This is a genomic window from Streptococcus suis, assembly GCF_024509555.1.
Taxonomy (GTDB): Bacteria; Bacillota; Bacilli; order Lactobacillales; family Streptococcaceae; genus Streptococcus; species Streptococcus suis_AD.
The window spans coordinates 25,304-46,589 of sequence record NZ_JAMWEL010000005.1 but is presented as its reverse complement, the minus strand read 5'-3'; the positions used below and the strand labels follow the sequence as shown (position 1 = coordinate 46,589).

The 21,286-nt window shown below is 40.6% G+C and carries 15 protein-coding genes; 4 read left to right on the top strand and 11 right to left on the bottom strand.

The window, feature by feature from the left end:
• The first annotated feature begins 88 nt into the window (after positions 1 to 88).
• The 3 genes from NF418_RS03590 (at position 89) to NF418_RS03580 (ending at position 2,046) form a co-directional block, all read left to right on the top strand.
• On the top strand, positions 89 to 1,129 hold the full coding sequence (locus NF418_RS03590; protein WP_256778470.1) for a hypothetical protein: 1,041 nt from the start codon (positions 89 to 91) through the stop codon (positions 1,127 to 1,129).
• 129 nt (positions 1,130 to 1,258) lie between these two features.
• Positions 1,259 to 1,687 carry a VOC family protein gene (locus NF418_RS03585; RefSeq protein ID WP_024413591.1) on the top strand — a complete coding sequence of 143 codons (429 nt, stop codon included), beginning with the start codon at positions 1,259 to 1,261 and terminating at the stop codon, positions 1,685 to 1,687.
• Positions 1,688 to 1,707: 20 nt separating this feature from the next.
• Positions 1,708 to 2,046, top strand: coding sequence for a TfoX/Sxy family protein (locus tag NF418_RS03580; protein ID WP_024413590.1), 339 nt, complete (start codon positions 1,708 to 1,710; stop codon positions 2,044 to 2,046).
• A gap of 336 nt (positions 2,047 to 2,382) precedes the next feature.
• On the opposite strand, the gene NF418_RS03575 is transcribed toward NF418_RS03580, so the two are convergent.
• From NF418_RS03575 to NF418_RS03565, 3 genes are all read right to left on the bottom strand, one after another.
• A complete protein-coding gene (locus NF418_RS03575) occupies positions 2,383 to 3,099 on the bottom strand; it encodes a YebC/PmpR family DNA-binding transcriptional regulator (protein ID WP_024419089.1) in 717 nt (238 codons plus the stop codon).
• Positions 3,100 to 3,207: 108 nt separating this feature from the next.
• Positions 3,208 to 5,376: a PTS transporter subunit IIBC gene (locus NF418_RS03570; RefSeq protein ID WP_256778469.1), complete on the bottom strand. Its 2,169-nt coding sequence runs from the start codon at positions 5,374 to 5,376 to the stop codon at positions 3,208 to 3,210.
• A 36-nt stretch (positions 5,377 to 5,412) separates the two neighbouring features.
• A complete protein-coding gene (locus NF418_RS03565; RefSeq protein ID WP_256778468.1) occupies positions 5,413 to 6,204 on the bottom strand; it encodes an endonuclease/exonuclease/phosphatase family protein in 792 nt (263 codons plus the stop codon).
• Between the two features lie 196 nt (positions 6,205 to 6,400).
• Here NF418_RS03565 and NF418_RS03560 point away from each other — a divergent pair, with 196 nt between their 5' ends.
• A complete protein-coding gene (locus NF418_RS03560; RefSeq protein WP_256778467.1) occupies positions 6,401 to 7,108 on the top strand; it encodes a GntR family transcriptional regulator in 708 nt (235 codons plus the stop codon).
• 54 nt (positions 7,109 to 7,162) lie between these two features.
• Here NF418_RS03560 and glgP read toward each other — a convergent pair whose 3' ends face one another.
• The 8 genes from glgP to NF418_RS03520 all read right to left on the bottom strand — a co-directional run bounded on the left by glgP (position 7,163) and on the right by NF418_RS03520 (position 21,240).
• On the bottom strand, positions 7,163 to 9,427 hold the full coding sequence (glgP, locus tag NF418_RS03555) for a glycogen/starch/alpha-glucan family phosphorylase (RefSeq protein WP_256778466.1): 2,265 nt from the start codon (positions 9,425 to 9,427) through the stop codon (positions 7,163 to 7,165).
• The gene (malQ, locus tag NF418_RS03550; RefSeq protein ID WP_256778465.1) at positions 9,420 to 10,928 is read right to left on the bottom strand and encodes a 4-alpha-glucanotransferase; all 1,509 of its coding nucleotides are present in this window, start codon (positions 10,926 to 10,928) and stop codon (positions 9,420 to 9,422) included. The genes glgP and malQ overlap by 8 nt, the downstream gene beginning before the upstream one ends.
• 202 nt (positions 10,929 to 11,130) lie before the next feature.
• Positions 11,131 to 13,233 (bottom strand): ATP-dependent Clp protease ATP-binding subunit, encoded by a 2,103-nt coding sequence (locus NF418_RS03545; protein ID WP_256778464.1) that lies wholly within the window; start codon positions 13,231 to 13,233, stop codon positions 11,131 to 11,133.
• Between the two features lie 686 nt (positions 13,234 to 13,919).
• Positions 13,920 to 14,330, bottom strand: a complete 411-nt coding sequence (locus NF418_RS03540) for a peptide deformylase (RefSeq protein WP_256778463.1) — start codon at positions 14,328 to 14,330, stop codon at positions 13,920 to 13,922.
• Positions 14,327 to 14,737: an SMI1/KNR4 family protein gene (locus NF418_RS03535; protein ID WP_256778462.1), complete on the bottom strand. Its 411-nt coding sequence runs from the start codon at positions 14,735 to 14,737 to the stop codon at positions 14,327 to 14,329. Before NF418_RS03535 ends, NF418_RS03540 begins: the two co-directional genes overlap by 4 nt.
• Positions 14,734 to 15,333 carry an HNH/ENDO VII family nuclease gene (locus NF418_RS03530; RefSeq protein WP_256778461.1) on the bottom strand — a complete coding sequence of 200 codons (600 nt, stop codon included), beginning with the start codon at positions 15,331 to 15,333 and terminating at the stop codon, positions 14,734 to 14,736. The genes NF418_RS03535 and NF418_RS03530 overlap by 4 nt, the downstream gene beginning before the upstream one ends.
• Positions 15,330 to 18,716 (bottom strand): helicase HerA domain-containing protein, encoded by a 3,387-nt coding sequence (locus NF418_RS03525; protein WP_256778460.1) that lies wholly within the window; start codon positions 18,714 to 18,716, stop codon positions 15,330 to 15,332. The genes NF418_RS03530 and NF418_RS03525 overlap by 4 nt, the downstream gene beginning before the upstream one ends.
• Entirely contained in the window at positions 18,706 to 21,240 is a 2,535-nt protein-coding gene (locus NF418_RS03520; protein WP_256778459.1) for a dynamin family protein, read from the bottom strand. Before NF418_RS03520 ends, NF418_RS03525 begins: the two co-directional genes overlap by 11 nt.
• Positions 21,241 to 21,286 lie beyond the last annotated feature (46 nt).

The following is a 21,286-nucleotide window of genomic DNA, read 5'->3' as shown; positions in this document are numbered from 1 at the left end:
AGCTAACTTATGGTTAAAGTTTATCAAAGTTAAAATGCTAAATGTTGCCAAAATCTATGTCAAAATCTTGCCAATTTCGGAGGTGTTTATGTTTATAATCCCAGCCTTATTTTCCATTGTTTTGAAAAATGCCAACAAAACGGTCTGGTCTGACCGCAAGAAAGTAAGTGTCGGCTTGGCAGTTACTCTTCATGAAGATTCACTGGCTTATTTATCTGACACAACTTTCAATAAATTATTCACAGGGCAAAATAAAGGACGAACCCTTTACGGAATCGTCCAAGATGAGATAGATGAAGCAGGTTTTTCAGCTTACATTTTCAAAACTGAAAAGAGATTAAGCGACACCAACTACCGAGAAAATAAGTTTGAATTACAGAAAACGCAAGAAGACTTCTTTGACTTATTAGAACAAGCACAAAATTTACCAAAATCCATTCTTTTGGGTTTGAAGCAATCTTTCCAGCTCAACCATGCCGAGCGACCTTATTTGTTTTTAGCAGAATGTTTGTTTTACGCCTTGGCTTGCCAGCACAACAAACACCAGCAATATATCGAACTGGATTTCAGCCAAGAAACGGAAGTGGTCTCTCGTCCTTTGGAAGAGTTAGTATCAAAAGCAACAGGCTATTCCAAGCGAATCAAGCAAGAACTAAACCGTTTTTCAGAAGATGAACTGAATCTGTTTAAGCGAATCGCCCCTTATACTTTTTATGATGAATCCTTTGATGAGCTTTCGGGTGAATATATTTTGGACTATTACCTGATTTCTCATGCCGATTTTCTGGACTTGTTCACCAAGTATGGCGTCAAAGGCAATGACATTTCAAGGCTGAAAGAATACGGTTTGATTTCTGACGGTGGCAGACATGAAATAATTGTCGAAAAAGGCGAACTGTCTGGCTTCCAGAATGACAACCTAGTCCTAACTTTCTCCACTGATTCTGATGAACGAATCACTTTTGAATACAGTGCTTTTCATTTAACAGATACCGCCAAGGCTTTGATTGAAATTTTGGAGATTGAGACGGATGATGAGTTTTTCCAAGGCTTAGCAGATAACTTCAAGGAGCGTTTGGCTGGGATTGATGTCATTGTAGAGGTTTATAGTGTGGAGGAATTGGGATGAAATAATTCTTCTATCCTTGTTTGTTATATGGTATAATAAGAGTATGATTTATTCTGATAGTTTAGCTATCTGGAAATTATAATTAGATGAGCATCAATTAACGAATTTGAATTAATATAGGAGGTAACAATGAATAAGATTACTTGCATTTGTCTAGGTGTTAAAGATATGGAAAAGGCAATTAAGTTTTACAGAGACGGTTTAGGTTATAAGACTAACTGTAAAGAGAATAATCCGCCAGTATGCTTTTTTGATACTCCAGGAACAAAGTTCGAACTATTTCCTTTGGAACAATTAGCAAAAGATATTGATGAAAACAATCCACCAAAAGGAAATGGATTCTCAGGAATTACATTGGGTTACAATGCTGAACATAAAGAAGATGTAGATACTATAATTGAGTTAGTAAGAAAAGCTGGTGGAAAAATTGTAAAAGAGCCACAGGAATCTTTCTGGGGTGGATACCATGCGTATTTTTCGGATTTAGATGGATATTATTGGGAAGTTGCATGGGGTCCAAATTTTAAGTTTGACGAAAATGGACTATTGAAATTTTAGTAGTTAATGGAGATAGAAAAATGGCTTCAAGTAAAGAATACTTAAATTTCATTTTAGAACAACTATCCGAGTTGGAAGAAATAACATATAGGTCAATGATGGGTGAATATATTGTTTATTATCGCGGAAAAATTATAGGTGGAATTTATGATGATAGGTTTTTAGTAAAGCCTGTTAAATCTGCAATAGCATATATGCCAAATGCAAAGTATGAGTTACCATATGGTGGAGCTAAGGAAATGCTACTGGTAGACGATGTAGATAACAAAGAATTTCTAACTGGCTTATTCAATTCTATGTACGACGAACTACCAGCGCCGAAACCGAAAAAAGAAAGTAAACAAATTCAAGTTTATTAAAAAAATATAACTTAAATAAATTTTATATGATTATCCTGAAGGAAAAAGATAAGTAAAAAACGGCAAATTGCCGTTTTTTTCATTACTTCTATAAGGTGTATGAACTCAGATTTTATTAGACTGCTGAACGTCATACTCGGTTGCCGCTGGTTCTTATTTCAAACCTTCTAGGACGTCCCACGTACAATGAGAACCGTCTGCCGACGATTTCAATCTCCAACCTTTTAATAAAAATGACTGTTCCCCGGACTTTTGAGTATAAAGAAAACTGCCTACCGGCAGTTCCAATTTCCAACCTTTTAGTATAAAAAAAGTGCTACCAGCACTTTTTTTATACTAAAACCCATCTACATTCGTGTAGATTTTTTGGACGTCTTCGTCGTCTTCGAGGGCGTCGTAGAGTTTTTCAAATGTTGCGAGGTCATCGCCTTCAAGTGATACTTCTGATTGTGGGATCATTTCAAGTTCAGTGACGTTGAACTCTTGGATTCCTGATTCTTTCAGTGCCACGATGGCCTTGTGCAAATCAGTTGGGGCTGTATAAACAGTGATTGTTCCTTCTTCTGCTTCTACATCATCGACTTCAACATCTGCTTCAAGGAGCAATTCGAAGATGGCATCTGCATCATCACCAGCAAATACAACTACACCTTTTTTATCAAACATGAATGATACAGAACCAGATGCACCCATGTTACCACCGTTTTTACCAAAGGCAGAGCGAACATTGGCTGCCGTACGGTTTACGTTTGATGTCAAAGTATCAACGATAATCATAGAACCATTTGGTCCAAAGCCTTCGTAACGACCTTCCACGAAGGTTTCGTCTGTGTTTCCTTTTGCCTTGTCAATGGCCTTGTCAATGATGTGTTTTGGAACCTGCGCTTGCTTAGCACGGTCGATAACAAATTTCAGCGCTGAGTTTGTTTCTGGATCTGGGTCACCCTTTTTCGCTGCTACATAGATTTCAACACCAAATTTGGCGTAAACTTTTGAGTTAGCACCGTCTTTTGCGGTTTTCTTGGCTACAATATTGGCCCATTTACGTCCCATGGGGAACCTCCTACATTTTATAAAATCGCTTTATTATACCATAAATGGCAAGGATTGAGAAGATTTTAAAAACAAAAGACAAGCTCACATGAACTTGTCTTTTACTTTTTACAACTCAACTGTCGCAACTTGACTATCTTTGCTTACTTGTCCAAGATTTCCAAGGCTGACAGATTTGATTTCTGCTGTATTTGTGAAGGCGACGACGATGGTTGTTTCACGTCCTGCTGAGTGAATGGCGTCCAGATCTGCGACAAGGAGCAAATCCCCTGCTTCAACACGTTGACCATCTGTTACCTTAGCTGAGAATGGAGCACCGTTTAGCGCAACCGTATCTAGGCCGACGTGCACCAAGACTTCTACACCCTTGTCAGACAAAATACCGACAGCGTGCTTGGTTGGGAAGACACTAGTTACAATACCTGAAACTGGTGCATAAACATTGCCGGAGCTAGGCTCAACTGCATACCCATCACCCATCATTTTTTGTGAGAAGACCGGATCTTTCACTTCTGTGATGGCAATGGCTTGACCTTCAGCAACAGAGTAAACTGTCTCGGTCACACCCTTGAATTGTGATTCCTCAATTACTGTTTCAGTCGCAACAATTTCTGTACGAGGAATAGCTACGCCAGATTCTAGCAAGTCTTGAATATCTGATTTGAGAACATCTGCTTTTGGTCCATAGACTGCTTGAACACCTGAGTCCTTGATAATCAAGCCCATAGCACCAGCCTGTTTCCAAGCATTTTCATCTCCAACCTGTGCCACATCTTTGACACTAACGCGAAGACGAGTCATACAAGCATCCACATCTGCGATATTATCACGACCACCAAGCAAGTTGATGATTTGTACCACTTGTGAATTAGCATCCGCTGTATCTACGTTTGAATTTGAAACCACATCCGTTGTTTCTGTATCATAGTTACCATTGCGTCCAGCTGTTGCTAGGTTGAATTTTTGAATCATGAAATTGGCAATGAAGTACATTGCAACTGCAAAGAGGGCTGTTACCCAGATAAAGTTGACAACGTCCATACCAATTCCGGCTTTAATCGCCATCGGTGTACGTGTAAGGAATTCGATATTACCAAATGAGTGCATACGCAAATTGACAATATCCGCCATAGCAAAAGCAGCACCTTGTACAAAAGCATATACGACATAGAGTGGCATTGCTGCAAACATGAACATAAATTCAATTGGTTCTGTTACACCTGTCAAAAAGACGGCTGCAGCAGATGAAAGGAACATACCACGATATTTTTTCTTCTTATCCTCATCAACATTGCGGTACATAGCAAGGGTCAAGCCCATGAGAATACCAGAGGAACCAATCATTTGACCTACTTTAAAGCGAGCAGGCGTTACATTGGCAAGAAGGTCATTGTACTGGGTCATGTCCCCGGCATCCTTGAGGTTGATCAAGTCAGTAATCCAAGCTAACCAAAGTGGATCTTGACCAAATACTTGTGTACCTGCTTGTGCACCTGTCAAGATGTCATAGGTACCACCAAGTGATGTATAGTTCATTGGAATGGTCAACATGTGGTGAAGACCAAATGGAAGAAGCAAACGTTCCAAGGTACCATAAACAAATGGGGCTACAATTGGAGCAGTGTCTTGTGAGGTTGCAATCCATTTACCAAAACTGTTAATACCAGTTTGTACAAGAGGCCAGAAGATTGCCAAACCAAGTGCTACAAGAACAGAACGATAGATGACTACAAATGGTACAAAACGCTTTCCGTTAAAGAAGGTCAAAACATCTGGCAACTTGCGATAGTTGTAATATTTGTTGTAGGCAGTCGCTCCAACAAAACCAGCAATAATACCAACGAAGACACCCATGTTCAAAGCAGGCTGACCAAGGATATTGACAAAGTATCCAGATACTGGAATTTCTGTACCAAAGACTGTGCTAACAGTCGCAGTCGCATCTGCCAACATATCAGTAGTTACGCCAAAGAAGTGACCAGTAATCAAGTTAATCAAGATAAAAGCAAGACCAGCAGAGAATGCACCGCCAGCTTTCTCTTTAGCCCAGCTACCACCGATTGCCAAGGCAAAGAGCAAGTGAAGGTTTCCGATAATCCCCCAACCGATTTGGGCAATGATATTCCCAATACGAATGAGCAATTCTGATTCAGGACTGATTAGTGGAATCGAGTTCCCGATAGAAACCATAAGACCTGCCGCCGGCATAACGGCGATCACGACCATCAAACATTTACCGAATTTTTGCCAAAATTCGAAACTAAGAAATTTTTTCATGTTTTTCTCCTAAATTTTTTCTTGGTCTGTTGACCTTTAGATACTTATGTTAACTTCCACACCAAAGTGGTCTGAAATAATGGGAAGATTATCCCCATTGAAAATCACACGACTGGATTGAACCGGTCTTTCCTGATTTATGAACACATAGTCCAGACGCTTTTCCTGACTATGACCTGCCCACCCATCAATGGCTTTTTCAACAGTGATTCCCCTATCCTTTTCCTCGGCCAAATCATAACTATCATATAAACCTAAGTCCTTGATAGCTTGATAGGCTTGTGGATTTGACAAGGCATCCGTATTGAAATCTCCCATTAGGATTTTCAAACGTCCCGAACTTGTCCGTTCCACAATCGAGCGGACATTCTCCAACTGATTTTCTTCTTTACTGTCAGGAAGATTGATATGACAAGAATAAATGTCTATCAATTCCTTCTCATACAAGACCGTCAAACCGATGATTTTTCTAGATAAGATTGATGTCAGGTCTTGGTTCTGACTACAGTAGAAGGCATCTACTTCATAGATAGGTAGTTTAGTCAAGAAGGCAATTCCTTCATCGTACCGATCGTAACCAATATGGGAATTGGACCAGAAATAAGAATAGTCTGTCACTCCAAGCTCTCTCAATTTCTCAAGCAGGACCAGACCATAATTGTCTTGCCGTAAGTCTTTGGTCACCAGAGGACTTGTCATCAGCTGATTGACTTCCTGAAGAGCAATCACATCATATTGCTTTTGGGCAATGGTCTGAGCTAAAATATCCAATTTTTCATGCTGGTCATCTTCTAGCCAGGCATGAACATTGACTGTTAGTAATTTCATATCTCTCCTTTCTATTTGCTTCGTAAAACCCTTTCAACTTGTAGCCTTATTATAACGTAAACGTTTTCACTTGTCAACACTTTTACGGAATAATTTAAAACGTTTTCCGTAAAAGTTTGTCTAGACTTAGAATACTGACCTTTGGCATTTTTTATGATATACTAGCGGTAAATAGCAAGCTAGGAAGTTATCCCCAATGAGTAAATACAAAAAAGTCTATGCTGACATCAAGGAAAAAATTGAACAAAATATCTGGCAGGCCAATCAAGAGATGCCTACAGAGAATGAGCTGATGGAGATTTATTCCTATTCCAAGGACACCATCCGCAAGGCGCTATCTCTGTTGGAAATGGACGGCTATATCCAAAAACGTCAAGGGAGAAATTCCATTATATTGGACCATAACCTAGTCAGAAAACCATTTGTGTCCGAATTGAAGACTGTTAGTGAACTCAACCGCTCTGCCCATCATCAAGTCCAGACCGAATTGACCAACCTCTATATTGTCCAAGGTCAGCCAGAAGTCATGAAGGAATTGGAAGTGGATGAAAAAACGGATCTCTACCGTGTTAGTCGCGTTCGGACTATCGACGGTGAGCGATTAGAGTATGAGATTTCCTACTTTGATCGCAGAATTGTCCCCTATCTCAGCAAGGAAATCGCTGAAAGTTCCATTTATCAGTATTTGGAAAACGACCTTGGCTTAGACATTTCCCATTCCCGCCGAGAAATTTCCTTCCGCTTTGCGACAGAAGAAGAAAAAAGCCTGCTGGACCTGGCTGACTACGACATGGTGGTTTCCGTCACCAGCACCACCTATCTGGCAGACGGCCGTCCCTTCCAGTACGGAACCATCACCTACCGACCAGACAAGGTGACCTTTGTATCTATGGCCAAACGGTAAAAACTAAATATACCAAAAAGAATGTTCCCACTCGGAAACATTCTTTTTTTTGGATTATTTACTGTGCCAGATGTCTTCGTTGTACTGCTCGATTGTACGGTCAGATGAGAAGAATCCTGCTTTAGCAATATTGTGAACAACTTTCTTGTTCCATGAATCTTGGTCTTCGTAGTCTGCAAAGACTTGCTCCTTGACTTCGATGTACTCTGCCAAGTCAATCAAGGTCATGAACCAGTCTTTAGAGATCAATTCATGGTGCAAGCGACCAAGACGCTCATCATTTCCAAGGGCACGGATTTCGTCGCTAACGATGAAGTCAACCGCACGTTTGATATTAGCATCACCATTGTAGTAGTCCGCAGATACGTAACCAGCCTTGTCGTACAAGTCGATGATGGTATCTGAATCTTTACCAAATGTATAGATATTGTCCATGCCAGCCAACTCTGCAATCTCAACGTTGGCACCGTCCATAGTACCAAGTGTCAAAGCACCGTTCAACATAAATTTCATGTTACCAGTACCTGACGCTTCTTTAGAAGCCAATGAGATTTGCTCAGAAATATCTGTCGCAGGAATCAGTTTTTCAGCAACGGTTACGTTGTAGTTTTCTACCAAGTGAACGTTGAGGTACTTGCTGACTTCTGGGTCATTGTTAATCAACTCAGACAAGCAGAGAATCAAGTGAATAATGTCTTGGGCAATCACGTAAGCAGGTGCTGCCTTACCACCAAAGATAACCGTGATTTTACGTTTTGGCAGATTACCGTTCTTGATTTCAAGATACTTGTGGATAACATACAAAGCGTTCATTTGTTGGCGTTTGTACTCGTGGAAACGTTTGATCTGTGTATCGATAATAGAGTTTTCGTCCAACTCGATACCCTTGTTATCTTTGAGGTAACGTTTAAGGGCCAACTTGTTGTTGTGCTTGATTTCCGCCAACTTAGCATGCACTTCCTTGTCATCAGCAAAGGCAAGTAGTTTCTCAAGCTTAGTCGCATCTGTCAAATAGTCATCACCAATCAATTCCTTGATGTAGTCTGCAAGATCTTGGTTAGCAAATTCCAACCAACGACGGAAGGTGATACCGTTTGTCTTGTTATTGAATTTTTCTGGGTAAAGCTCGTAGAAGCCTTTCAACTCAGAGTTTTTCAAGATTTCAGTGTGGAGAGCCGCAACCCCGTTGACAGAGTTTGAGAAGTGGATATCCATGTGAGCCATGTGCACACGACCAGACTCGTCGATGATGTGAAGAGCAACATCGGACACTTCTTTTGCAACCAAGGCATCCAATTCCTTGATGATGTCAACCAAGTGAGGTACTACCTCTTCCAAGAATGACAATGGCCATTTTTCAAGGGCTTCTGCCAAGATGGTGTGGTTGGTATAACCAGTCATGTTCTTAACGATGGCCACTGCTTCTGCAAATTCCAAGCCGTGTTTTTCAGTCAAAAGACGGATCAATTCTGGAATAACAAGTGAAGGGTGAGTATCATTGATTTGAACATAAGCATAGTCTGCCAAGTCACGCACATTTGAACCACGCTCAATCGCTTCGTCAATCAAGAGCTGGGCAGCATTTGACACCATGAAGTATTGTTGGTAAATGCGGAGCAATTCACCATTCTTGTCTGAATCATCTGGATACAAGAAGAGGGTCAAGTTTTCTTGAATAGCCGTCTTGTCAAACGTAATACCATTTTCAATCAAGCCATAGTTGACAGACTGGATATCAAACAAGTTGAGGTAGTTCTTAGTGTCTTTCTTGTAACCAAGAATATCCAAACGGTCCAATTTAGAGGTCAAAGTAAAGTTTTTAAACGGTACATCGTAGCTGATTGTCGTTGGAATCAACCAAGAGTCATTTTCAATCCAGAAGTTTGGCTCTGCATCTTGTTGGTTGTCCTTAAAGACTTGCTTAAAGAGACCACAGTGGTAGTTAAGCCCTACACCCTCGCCGTTGATACCAAGTGTTGACATAGAATCTACAAAGCAAGATGCCAAACGGCCAAGACCACCGTTACCAAGAGATGGTTCTGGTTCCACATCTTCAACTTGTGCTAAGGACTTGCCTGCCGCTGCCAATTCTGCCTGAATGTCCTTGTAGACACCCAAGTTGATCAAGTTGTTTGACAAGAGTTTACCAATAAGGAACTCTGCTGAGATATAGTAAACCTTGCGTTTACCTGTGTTTTTTGGCATATCTGCCGCTGATAGTTTGACATAGTTGAGCAACTGAAGATAGATTTCTTCGTTGGTCATGTCGGCTAATTTCTTGTTGGCTTTGCTTTCTGCAAATGTAGTAAAGTTATTCATGATTTTTATTTCCTCGTTGATATAGTGTAGTCATTTTGACTAAGAAGTCTATGCGGTCCTGGGTTAAATCTTCGGCTTTCATCCGCCATTCCCAGTTGCCTCCAACAGTTGAAGGCATGTTCATACGGCTGTCTTCACCCAAGTCCAGAACATCTTGCATGGTCGCAATAGCTGTATCGCTGACAGTTGCAAACAGTGTTCTAAGCATGGCTTGAGTAACTGGCTCAATCGGTTTTCTGTTGGTATAGGCATCTACAAATTCCTGTTGTTCAGGCTCTAGATTGTTATACCAGCCATTAACCACCTCATTATCATGGGTACCTGTATAGGCAATCGAATTTGGCACACAACGGTGTGGGATGTCGATGCTCTGCCCTGTCACATCAAAGAAGCCAAATTCTAGGATTTTCATACCTGGATAACCACAGTCTGCCAGCAACTTGCGTGCCTTAGCATCGATATTTCCAAGGTCCTCTGCAATAATGGGCAAATCACCTAGGGCTTCTTTAACTGCCTTGAAGAGATTATAGCCTGGGCCTGGCTCCCATGTGCCAACCTTGGCAACTTTAGCATCTCCAGCTACCTGCCAGTAGTCAGAAAAGCCTTTGAAGTGGTCAATTCTCAAGACATCGTAGATCTTGAAGCTCTCGTGAATACGGTAAATCCACCAGTTGTAGCCAGTCTTTTCATGTTGCTCCCAATCATAAAGTGGGTTACCCCAGAGCTGACCGTCCGCAGAGAAGTTATCTGCTGGTACGCCTGCCACATAAAGTGGTTTGCGTTCGCTATCAAGCTTGAAGAGCTGTGGCTTGGTCCAAACTTCCACACTATCTGCCGATACGTAAATGGGCATATCTCCAATAATCTTAATGTGGTTCTTGTTGGCGTAGTCCTTCAACTGCTTCCACTGGCTAAAGAAGAAATACTGCGTTACTTTAAAGTAATCAATTTGGTCTGCCAATTCCAAGCGGTATTTTTCAAGAGCTTCTTCATTTCGAGCAACAACTTTCTTGTCATCCCATTCTTGTAGGGCCTTGTTACCAAAATGTTCTTTAATGGCCATGAATTCCGCATAGTCGTTTAGCCAGGAAGAATTAGCTTTTTCAAACTCTTGAAAGGCTACTTTACGCTTGTCATCAGTCAAGAAATTTTTTACAGCTCTTTCCAATATCGGACGACGTGCTTCGTAGATCAAAGCGTAATCCACTTTTTCTGGATTGTCCCCAAAGTTCACATCTTGGTAATCAAAGTTGGCCAATAAATCCTCTTCCGCCAACAAATCAAAATCAATTAAATGGGTATTTCCAGCGATAGCTGAAAATGATTGGTAGGGAGAATCCCCATAACTGGTCGTTGTGAGAGGAAGAAGCTGCCAGTAGGTCTGCTTGGTTTCAACCAAGAAATCAACAAAATCATAGGCAGGCTTTCCAAAAGTACCGATACCAAACTTACCTGGAAGTGAGGTAATATGCATTAAAATTCCACTGGTACGATTCGTCATAAAAACGTTTTCCTTTCTTTCAAGTACAATCATAGTTTAACGCAAACGTTTGCACTTGTCAAGGAATTATACAAGATTTTTAAAAACTTTTCCGTAAAACTGCTCGAAAGCTGTCAATATGAGCTTTATTAGACACTTGTTAATACCTTTCAAAAAGAAAATCCGAGAATTTCTTCTCAGATTTTCTATATTATCTTATTTTTTATGAAAAGGTTTGCTCTTCAATTTTGATTTCATTGTCAGCCACATCCGCGAGTAAGTTAGTCACATTTGTATGGTCCAAATAGAAGTCTGTCACCTTATCACGAATTTGATTTTCAATCACTCGGCGGAGTGGACGAGCCCCCATTGCTTTGTCATAGCCTGCTCCCATCAAGAATTCTTTGGCAGCTTCTGTCACTTCAAGGGTAATCCCTTTTTTAGCTAGGGTTTGATTGACCTGAGCTAGCATCAATTCTACGATAGCTTTGAGATCTTCTTTATCCAAATGCTTGAACTCGATAACTGCGTTGAAACGGTTGAGAAATTCCGGACGGAAGAATGGTGCAATGCGGTCCATGATGTCTGGCTCTTCTTCTTGACCTTCTTCCACACTATAACCAAAACCTGCATTAGATGTAGCGATGATAATGGTATTTTTAAAGTTGACTTGATTGCCCTGTCCATCTGTCAAATGCCCGTCATCTAGCACTTGCAAAAGGAGGGTAATCACTTGTGAATCTGCTTTTTCAATCTCATCCAAGAGAACAATGGAGTAAGGATTGCGACGGACACGCTCAGTAAGAGTATGGGAATTGTCATCATAACCAACGTAACCGGCTGTGGTGCCGATTAATTTGGAAACGGCTGTGCGGTCGCTGTACTCGGACATATCCAAACGAATAATGGCATCCTTGTTACCAAACAAGTCTAGTGCTAGTTGCTTAGCCAGCTCTGTCTTACCCACACCTGTCGGACCGACAAAGAGGAAGGAACCAATCGGACGGTTTCCGTCATCAAAACCTGCACGATTTCGACGAATGGCACGAGAGACAGCTTCCACCGCATCGTCTTGACCGATAACCTTGGCTGACAGGCGATTTTTCAATTCCTTGAGCCGTTCAATGTCAGAGGCTCCCATTTGAGAGACTGGAATTCCTGTCATGCGCTCAACTGACTGAGCCACATCATTAACAGTCGCCACCACTTTCTGTTGCTCCGTATGATTATCAATCTGTTTTTGTAGCTTATCAATACGGACTTTTTCATTCAAGGCTTTTTCATAATCCTCTTTCTCAGCCGCTTCCAACTGCAACTGTTTTGCCTCAGCCATTTCTGCTTCCAAGGTCTGAATATCTGTCACAGGATGTTGTGCAGCCAAGTGAGCAGCGGTCACATCGACCAGGTCAATAGCCTTATCAGGCAAGCTACGTTGTGGAATATATTGGACGGAATAATCAACCGCAGCTCTCAAAACCTCATCTGGCAATTCAATATTGTGGTGGGCTTCATAAAGCGGCTTAATCCCTTTCAAAATCTGGTAGGTGTCTTCTGCGGATGGAGCATTAACCTTGACTTCATTGAAACGACGAGCCAGAGCGGCATTCTTGTGAATGGTATTGCGGTATTCGTCCTGTGTAGTGGCACCGATAACCGTCAATTCCCCACGGGATAAAGCTGGTTTGAGAATATCCGCTAAACCCTTGGAACCTGAATCACCACCTGTACTACCAGCTCCCAAAATCTGATGAATTTCATCAAAGAAGAGAATGATATTTCCTGCTTTTTTGACTTCATCCACAAGATTTTGCACATTTTCCTCAAAAGCTCCACGATACTGAGTCCCAGCTTCCAAGCCTGAAATGTCGATGGAGATGATTTCCTTGTTCTTAATTGCTGCTGGCACATCACCATTGACAATGGCTTGAGCCAAACCTTCTACTACCGCTGTTTTACCAACACCCGCATCACCGACCAAAACTGGATTGTTCTTGGTACGACGAGCTAGGATTTCAGAGGTTTCTTGGATTTCCTTGTTGCGTCCAATGACTGGATCCAACTTACCTTCACGCGCATCTTGGGTCAAATTGCGACCCAGTTTTGCAAGAATCCCATCTGACTTTATCTGACCTTTACCCTGTGTTTGAGCCACTGCTTCTGTCTGTGGCAGACGACCTGTCTGACGGTACATAGCGAATTCCTCTGGTGTTACCTCACGTCCATTGATGGAATAACGGCGACGCTCTGTGCTATAGCCACCCATGTTGCCCATAAGTTGATTGAAAATATCGTCCATATTGTTAAAGTTATTGAAATTGTTGTTCATAGTAGTTACCTCATTTATAATTCACTTATTTTTGACTTTTACTGACCTTTGTTTTAAAAAATTTGATTTAGTCTTTTAGTTTGCTTTTAGTACTAGCTCTAAAGGTTTGGGGAACCTTTGGAGGTGGGAAATAGAGCGAACAAAGTTCGCATCAAAAGCTGCAGGTAGCTTCAATAGTCCAGCGGACTATTAAAGCTTGGAAATCGCACTTACGATTGTAAGTAACATTCATAAGGTACGGCAAAGCGAGTTCTCTAATGATGAGATTATTTGAAGTTGGAGATAAGGAAACGAAGTTTCCTCACTCGCCGCAGTAATAAAAGATAAACTAAATGACGCTAATAGGGTATAATCCTGTCTTTCATCCCAACCTCCTCAGAAGTTTGTCTTTTACTGACCAATAGGTTCAAGAGTAAGTCAAACCGTTCTCGTTTGACCTAAACTGACCTTTTGTTCAAAGAATTTGTAAGGCTGATTACCTTACATTCATTATTCTACACCATTGGTCAGTAAAAGTCAATAGGTTTGTTTGACCTTTTTTGACTTTTTATAGTCGAATGAATTAGCTTTCAGACATGGAACTGAGGCGCAGGCTATACTAAAGTATGGCAAGTCGAAAGTGACGATATATCAAAGTTAATTCAAATGACTATAAAAAAATCTACCTGACGGTAGATTTGGTAGCACTAGATAATAATCCCTTCCAAATGATCTAGTTCATGCTGAACAATCTGGGCTTGGAAGTCTGTCAGCTTTAGGCTATGCTTTTTCCATGAAGCATCAAAAAACTCCACTTCAATCTCCTGATAGCGTGTCATCGGACGGATACCTTCGAGCGACAGGCAGCCCTCTTCTGTCTGATAGGGATTGGCCTTGCTGATGAGGACGGGATTGTACATGACCAGGTTGGTAAAACCCATGTTGACGATGATAATCCGCTTTTTGACGCCAATCATGTTGGCCGCCATGCCCACGCAGGCGTGAGCGTTGGCTACCAAAGTATCATGCAAGTCCTGACCGACCTGCACATCTAGCTGAGTCGCAGGCTCAGACTTCTGCTGCAGGAAGAAAATATCTTTCACAATAGGTTGAATCATGGGGTGTCCTTTCTGGCTACACATTCTTCCAGATAGGACGCAATTGAGGAATGAATCTCTTTTTCTAATCCATTGTGCCACAAAAAGACTTTACCAGTCGAATCCGCTAAAACAAGCATATCATCAAAATGTAGATCCTCTAAAATAAATTTCTCTTTAGGAAAATTTTCATACAGACTACGCGCTTCCAAGGTGGTTGCAACTACGTCAGTCCAAGTATCTCCTTTCAATCCATTCCATTCTGTTCCATAGAATGAAATCACCCCATACACTTTCAAATAGTCCTTATACTCTGCTGGAAATATCAACTGAAGCTTACTCTCAGCCACTGCCACTTCTTGCTCACTAGCAGGGCTACCACTATAAAGACCTTGAACTACTTTTATTTTATCTACTAACTGACTCATACTTGTCCCTCCATAAGTGCTTTAGCAATTGCTCGTTTATCCCTAGCAAAATCTGAATCATGACCGACCTCTGACCTACCTGCTTTGTGCAATATTATTTTATTTCCGTTTACAATGTGTTCCTCCTTGGTTAATAAGGCATAATGACCACCATTTTTTTGACCGATATGATGAGCTTCTAACACTTTACCATCTTTAACTGGTTGCAAACCACCTTGCAATCTCTCTGCATTGGTCCGACCTTTTTCATCTACACCTACATCCAGCGATAGCTCTTTTGGAACAAGACAAAATCGTGGCTCCCCATTTTCTTTCTGACCAAATTGCACAGCTCGCATTCCTATGTCCATATAATGCTTGAGTTCCTGAGAATTGTAAATATCCTTAGCTATCTCTTTGGGAAAACCTTGGGCTTGAGCTAGAAATTCTTGAGGCTTGCTCAGACCATCATAGCGAAAAGTGGTTTTATTATCAGATGCAGCTTCCAATCGCTTATCTGAATCTATCGGCTTTTCAAAGGCATCTATCGCTCGTTTGCCAACTTCATTTACGACAGGCTTAACTGCCTCTGCCACAGTTTTCAATCCTTCTATCATATTAATTCTCCATTTCGTAACCAATCCTGCATGGCCTTGTGGTCTTTTAGTTCAAATAAATAATAATAAGTCATCAAGCCCTGTACTAAATCCCGTCTGGCCTGCTGGCTGATAGTCTCTGGTAAGTTCTGGTCGATTTCCTGCTGAAGTACCTGTGTCAAAGCGGGTGGCTCTAATCCTTTTTCGGCTTTCAAGCGAATTTTCTCGACTAATTCTGGGTATACTTTCCCGAGAATGTGAGCCAGTTCATGCATACTAAAATTATCTGGGGATGTTGTTCGTAAGAAGTTAAAGATTCTTACTTGAGTCAAACTATCTAGACCTACTGCTAGCGTTAATTCTTGTAATTCTTCAAAAGACAAGGTGTTATCTAGGTTTGGGCTAGCAGTCAGTAATTCTAAAATAGCCAAGCGGTGATAGGGAGATTCTGTCCTTACTAATTGGGTTGGTTGTTGAAATACCATTTCAGTTGAGTCGTACTTTGCTACCTTACATAAAACTGGTTCCAGCCATTCATTTTGATAGACTGCTGCGACACCTTTCGGCAGTTTAGCCAATTCATTTATTTGTTCTTCATTTAGATTAGCAGACTTACCAACCAACTCCCTATCGGAATATTCAGGTAAGCGCAAAATAATCTTGGTATTGGTATTACGAATAACAGCTAAGTCTAAGAGACCTGGCGACTGATCTGCGATAATAAAGCCCTCTCCATATGTCCTCATCTCAGCAATGGCATTGGTCAACATCTCCACACTTTTTCCAAGTAAATTACTAGACTCGGTTGCCTGTTCTGTTGATGTACGTTTCAAGAGATTGTGAGCCTCTTCTAAAACAGTCACATGGCGGAGCTGCTGATTCATACCCTGACTAGAAACCATCCGGTATTCTTGCATTTTTAAAATGAGGAGACCCATTACCAGCGATTTGGTCTCACTAGAACCCAGACGACTTAAATCCACGATAACATTTTCATCAAATAGCTTCTCGGATGAAATCTCATCTTCTGTAAACATCAACTGGTAAATCCCCGTTGTCAGTGACTCCAAGCGTGTCAGCAAAGCTCCTTTATAGGCTCCCTTATTATCATTATCGTATTCGCTCGAGTCGATAATTTCTCTGATTGTCCGTAAGACATCTGCAAACGTTGGGAAAATGGTTTTTGAATAAGTATTCACTGACGAAATCAAATCCCAGCCACAATCTTGATAGGCTTGTTCAATGGCTTTTTTCAAAACAGCAGGCATAGCTGCATACATTGGCCAACAAACATTGAAGAGTTCTACAAGACGGTCTAAATGTTCTAGGATATGAATGCCTTCAGGGAAGCTGAATGGATTTATTTTTAATAAGGAAGTGATAGTTGGATTGGTTCCAAAAACTGCCACATCCTCATCTGAGCCAAAAACCTGCTTGTATTCTCCTTTAGCTGGCTCTACAACCAAAAATTTAATTCCTTTTTCCCTAGCCTGAGCGAGCAATTGATAGACGGTGTTACTCTTACCTGTACCTGTACTACCTGTAATAAATGTATGGGAGGCCAAGGAAGGTAAGGAAAGCTGAACTGCTGTATTTTCCTCATGATTCATGTGGAAAATATTTCCTAAAGGAAGTTGCTCCTGATTTTCTTTCTCCTCAAAAGTAGAGATATTACGACCAAACTGAGCACACTCTAAAACAGGAAGACCGGCAATCGATTTCTGAGGGAAATTGAGAGCATAGGCTAATTCCTTTCCAGACAGTGGCGTGGCTGCTGTGACGATTTCTGGATAGACTGCAAAGTCTTCATCAATCTCTAGAACTTCTGGGTTGAAACCAAAAAGAGGGTGGCGTAAATCTCTCAAATAAGCAGTCAGAGCTTTAGCCTTATCACGTTCCGATTGAACATCCCCACGCCAGAGATTAACAACTGTTTGCGACAGATGCGATTCTTCTCCCTGAGTCAAGGCCAAATAGGAATGGGCAGCATTATTGGCAATAGTCGGATCTTCACTCAGAACATAGGCAGAAAAATCCCAGAGTCCCAAGGCAGTAGACAATTCCAAACGCTCCATCTGCTTATCTAAATTTTTTAGAGCATGCTGAACATGGTGGTTGACAAAGGACTGACTAATGCCTTCATTTTTCCCAATGGTAGCAGTCACACTGGAAGTTCGAGCAAAATTAGCTCCAAAATTGGCACCTAGACTGCTAGAAACTGTTTTCCCAACGGCATTGGCAACCGAGGCTGTTTTTCCTATTGTATTGGTGATACCTTTGGCGATTGATTTGCTTTTGTTCCAGTTTTTATTAGCATTTATTGAGACTCCTACATTACCTACTAAGTTCTTAATAGGGAACCCAATCGAACCCTCAATTGAACCTCCAACACTATGCCCTTCACCTTTGGTATTAGTCTCTGTCTCACTGGTTCCTCTTGACTCAGTTTGACCTTGCGAATGGGTTTGGGTTAGATTGTGACCTGTCTGGCTTCCGACACTGGCACCAATATTAACCCCAACAGTTGCAGAAGAGCCTCTGGAATCAGACTCTGTCAATTGAAACTGGGTCTGCCAAGCAGCATAAGGAGATAGATTTGAATAAATCTGAGAAAGATGCAATTTTCTATCTGCAACATCCAAAACTGGCGTTGCCAGGAGGACAAGAATGTATTCTTGTTCTTTGTTTTCAGGAACAATGCCATCCAATAATTTTTCGATTGTCTGACTGATGAACTTCTCTGATTTCTCCGTTGGAATATTGGAAGCTGTTGCTACTGAGTAGGGAATATAGTCCTCAAAACAAGGCAGACTCCCTCTTCCAACCTCCTCTTTCCAAGCTGCGCCTGGAAAATTTCCTTTAATAGCTGAAACTAACCGCTTTCGGTAACTTTCAACATCTGCATTACTATCCGCATTTTCAGTGTTAGTGATCGCTAAATATACAGAAGTTTCCTCCTGTTTACGGTGGAAAACAAGAGAAATATTACAAGGTGTTGTTGACAAGACCTCATAAACACTGACCAGTTTCTCCAAACTATTTTCCTGCTTATCCGTCACCCACTTGGTAATGTTGATGTAGCGGATATTATAACCACTCTTAAATTCGCCTTCATCGATCAAAACTCCCTCATCTTCTAAACGAAATTCCGTTTTATTGTCAATCGGAAGATAAAGATCTTTTAACTGAGGTAGATAGGCATTATAGACTTCTACGCCAGCAATTGCTAACTGTTTCCTAAAGTATTCCTCCGCAGCCTCACCTGTCAAATCAGGTAGTTGCTCTCGATAGGCTGCCATTTGAGCCTGTACTTTTTCTAGCTGTTGGGGACTCAACTCTGATAATTTAGAAACACCGTCAGCAGCCTTGGCAGCTACTTTCTTTATCATCTTCTTAATGACCATTTGTTACTTCCTCATCTTCTTTCCATGCCATCAATTCTTGTAATTCCTCAGAATAATCATGTAAATTATGTAACTTAGTTGTCAACTCTTCGATTTTGGCTTTATTATCCTGAATCAACAAATTCGTAGATTGAAGGTCTGGGCTAAATTCTACAATATTTTCCATCACCAATTTGAGGAGTTCTTCAACCCACTTATAAAAAGTCGCTTGATGGTGACTAATCAATTGCTCATTGTTATGCTTGTAAGCAGTTTTTAACAAACTGTTGTAGCGTTTTTCTAACTTTTGTAAATCAATCTTGTTAGCATCACCAAATATCTGGATGTCTCCCAAACGGAATCCTTCTAACAATGATTTTTGATCAAATAATTGCTTGGAATCATGGTACAAAACTGGCTGTTGGAATTGGAAAATTATTTCTTTAATAGCAGCCCGCTTTTGATCTGACAATACAGACGCATCACCAATGAGCTGAGAAAACCTATCTTTAATCAGTCCTGTTTGCTCTTTCCAATAATGAATCGACAGAGTCGTAAAGTCTTTTCCAACCTCTTCCACTTGTTTTATGTATTCAAACCTCGCAAAAGCAATTAACTGATCCCGAACTTGACCTTTGGCCTTGGTCTTCATTTTATTGTAGTCATCAACCTTTGAAAATACTTTCCCCGTATCATTAAAACCATTTACAAATGCTGAACCTAGTATTTCAATATTTTTCTTATCCCAGGCTTTTCCTAAACTATTCTTGATATTGTTTAGGGCTTTCTTAGGAGATTCTTCCATTTCTTTCTGATAGGATTTCAATTGGAAATCATCAACTGCCCTATTCCACAGAGAGTCTCGCTCTTTTATGAATAGTTGTAAAGAAGCATAATTTTTCTCATCCCTTACTTTCTCACTCAAGTTTTGCTGGTATACAGTTGATGAGGAATTGAAAAAATCAGCTTGTTGGCGTTTTAAATCATTCACCAATGCCTGCTTGTCTTTCTCCAACTTTTTCTCTAAACGGTCTTTTTCTTGCTCAATTGTATTCTTGGAATCTTCAATGATTGACTGCGTTTGAGAAATAATATGCTGCAAATACTGGTCCGCCTGTACACATTTATTATAAGCCGCATACTTGGTTGAAAAAACCTCAATTTCTGACTCTAAACTGTACAGTCCACTGTTGGCATAGAGAAGATTACTCTCCTCCTTAGACTGCAATTCCTGAGCCAGTTTCTGCTGAGTTGGAAGAATGTTATAAGTATACAACTGTTGATAATAAGGATTTGAAGCGTCTGTAAACTCAGCCAAACTTTTTTGATAAACTCTCTCATAATCTGGCTCTTGGAAAAGACCGCTGGTTTTTGACCCCAAGCCCATTAGAGAGGATAGGAAATAAACTCTTTTTGTTGATAATTTTCTTGGAAGAGCTTGATTTAATACCTGATGATCTTGAAAAGTTGATAAGGCCGCAGTGTCTGCTTTGTTAACAACTAGTATTGTATACCGTAAATCAATTCCGTCTATTTGTTCTAATTCCTGATAGAGTTTATCATTGTCTACAGTATCTAAGCTAGTGTACTCCGATATAAAAATAGGCAAACCATTGCTCATTCCCTCCATAGCCTTACGGAGAATATGTACATGGTCCAAATTGGTCGAAGAATTGGAACCTGGAGTATCAAATATGACGTAGCGATGGGAAGATTTTGACAGTGGACTATCGGTAAACGCTGTTTTCACAGTGATAATATTCAAACCACTATCTTCCCTAGCATTCAAATAAGCCAACACAGCCCGTGCTAGTATTTGCGGAGTTATTTGTGGCAAACTCTGCCGAATGGATTCTAAATCCGTGATAATTGTCTCATCAATTCTATCACCTTCAACCTCAAAGCCGTCCTCATCAATTCGGATACAGACCTTGTTTCTTAGAAGTGTTGCTTCTATTTCAATCCATTTTTCAGCAAATTTCTCAATTTGTATAATTTTCGCTGTTGTAGGTTGGTCACTGGCAGGTAGTAACTCATATCCTACCAACGAATTGATAAAAGTAGACTTCCCTGCACTATAATTTCCCAAAACCAACAATGGAATCTGAGGTTTCGTTGCATCTTGAAATTTTTGAATCGCTAGATCATTTTCCAACTCTTTTGGAAGAATGACCTGAGTTTTATCAAAAATACTCAACACTTCTGGGAGAATGTCACGTGCATTAGACAAGTTACATGGCGATTTTGTCACTGAGATTGATGAGTCATTTCGTGTTTGAGCAAAAGCTATCAACTCCTTAAATTCATCACTATTTCCTTCAAATAACAAGTCAATCCCTGTTCCGTCATCGTATTCTTCCAAAAGAATATCGACAATTTCTTGAATCTGAAAAGAGAGCACCCCTTTTTGGATGTTTTCACGTACTAGACGACTATTTGGATTCGTTTCAAAAGTAATCTCCTCCCAAACCTCTGAAATCGGTTGTTGTTTTTGAAAAATGATTCGTTTACGAAATGGATTACTAATTATTTTTATCTTTGTCATACTAAATCTCCATTTTTATTCTATGTTTTATTATACCATATATAAA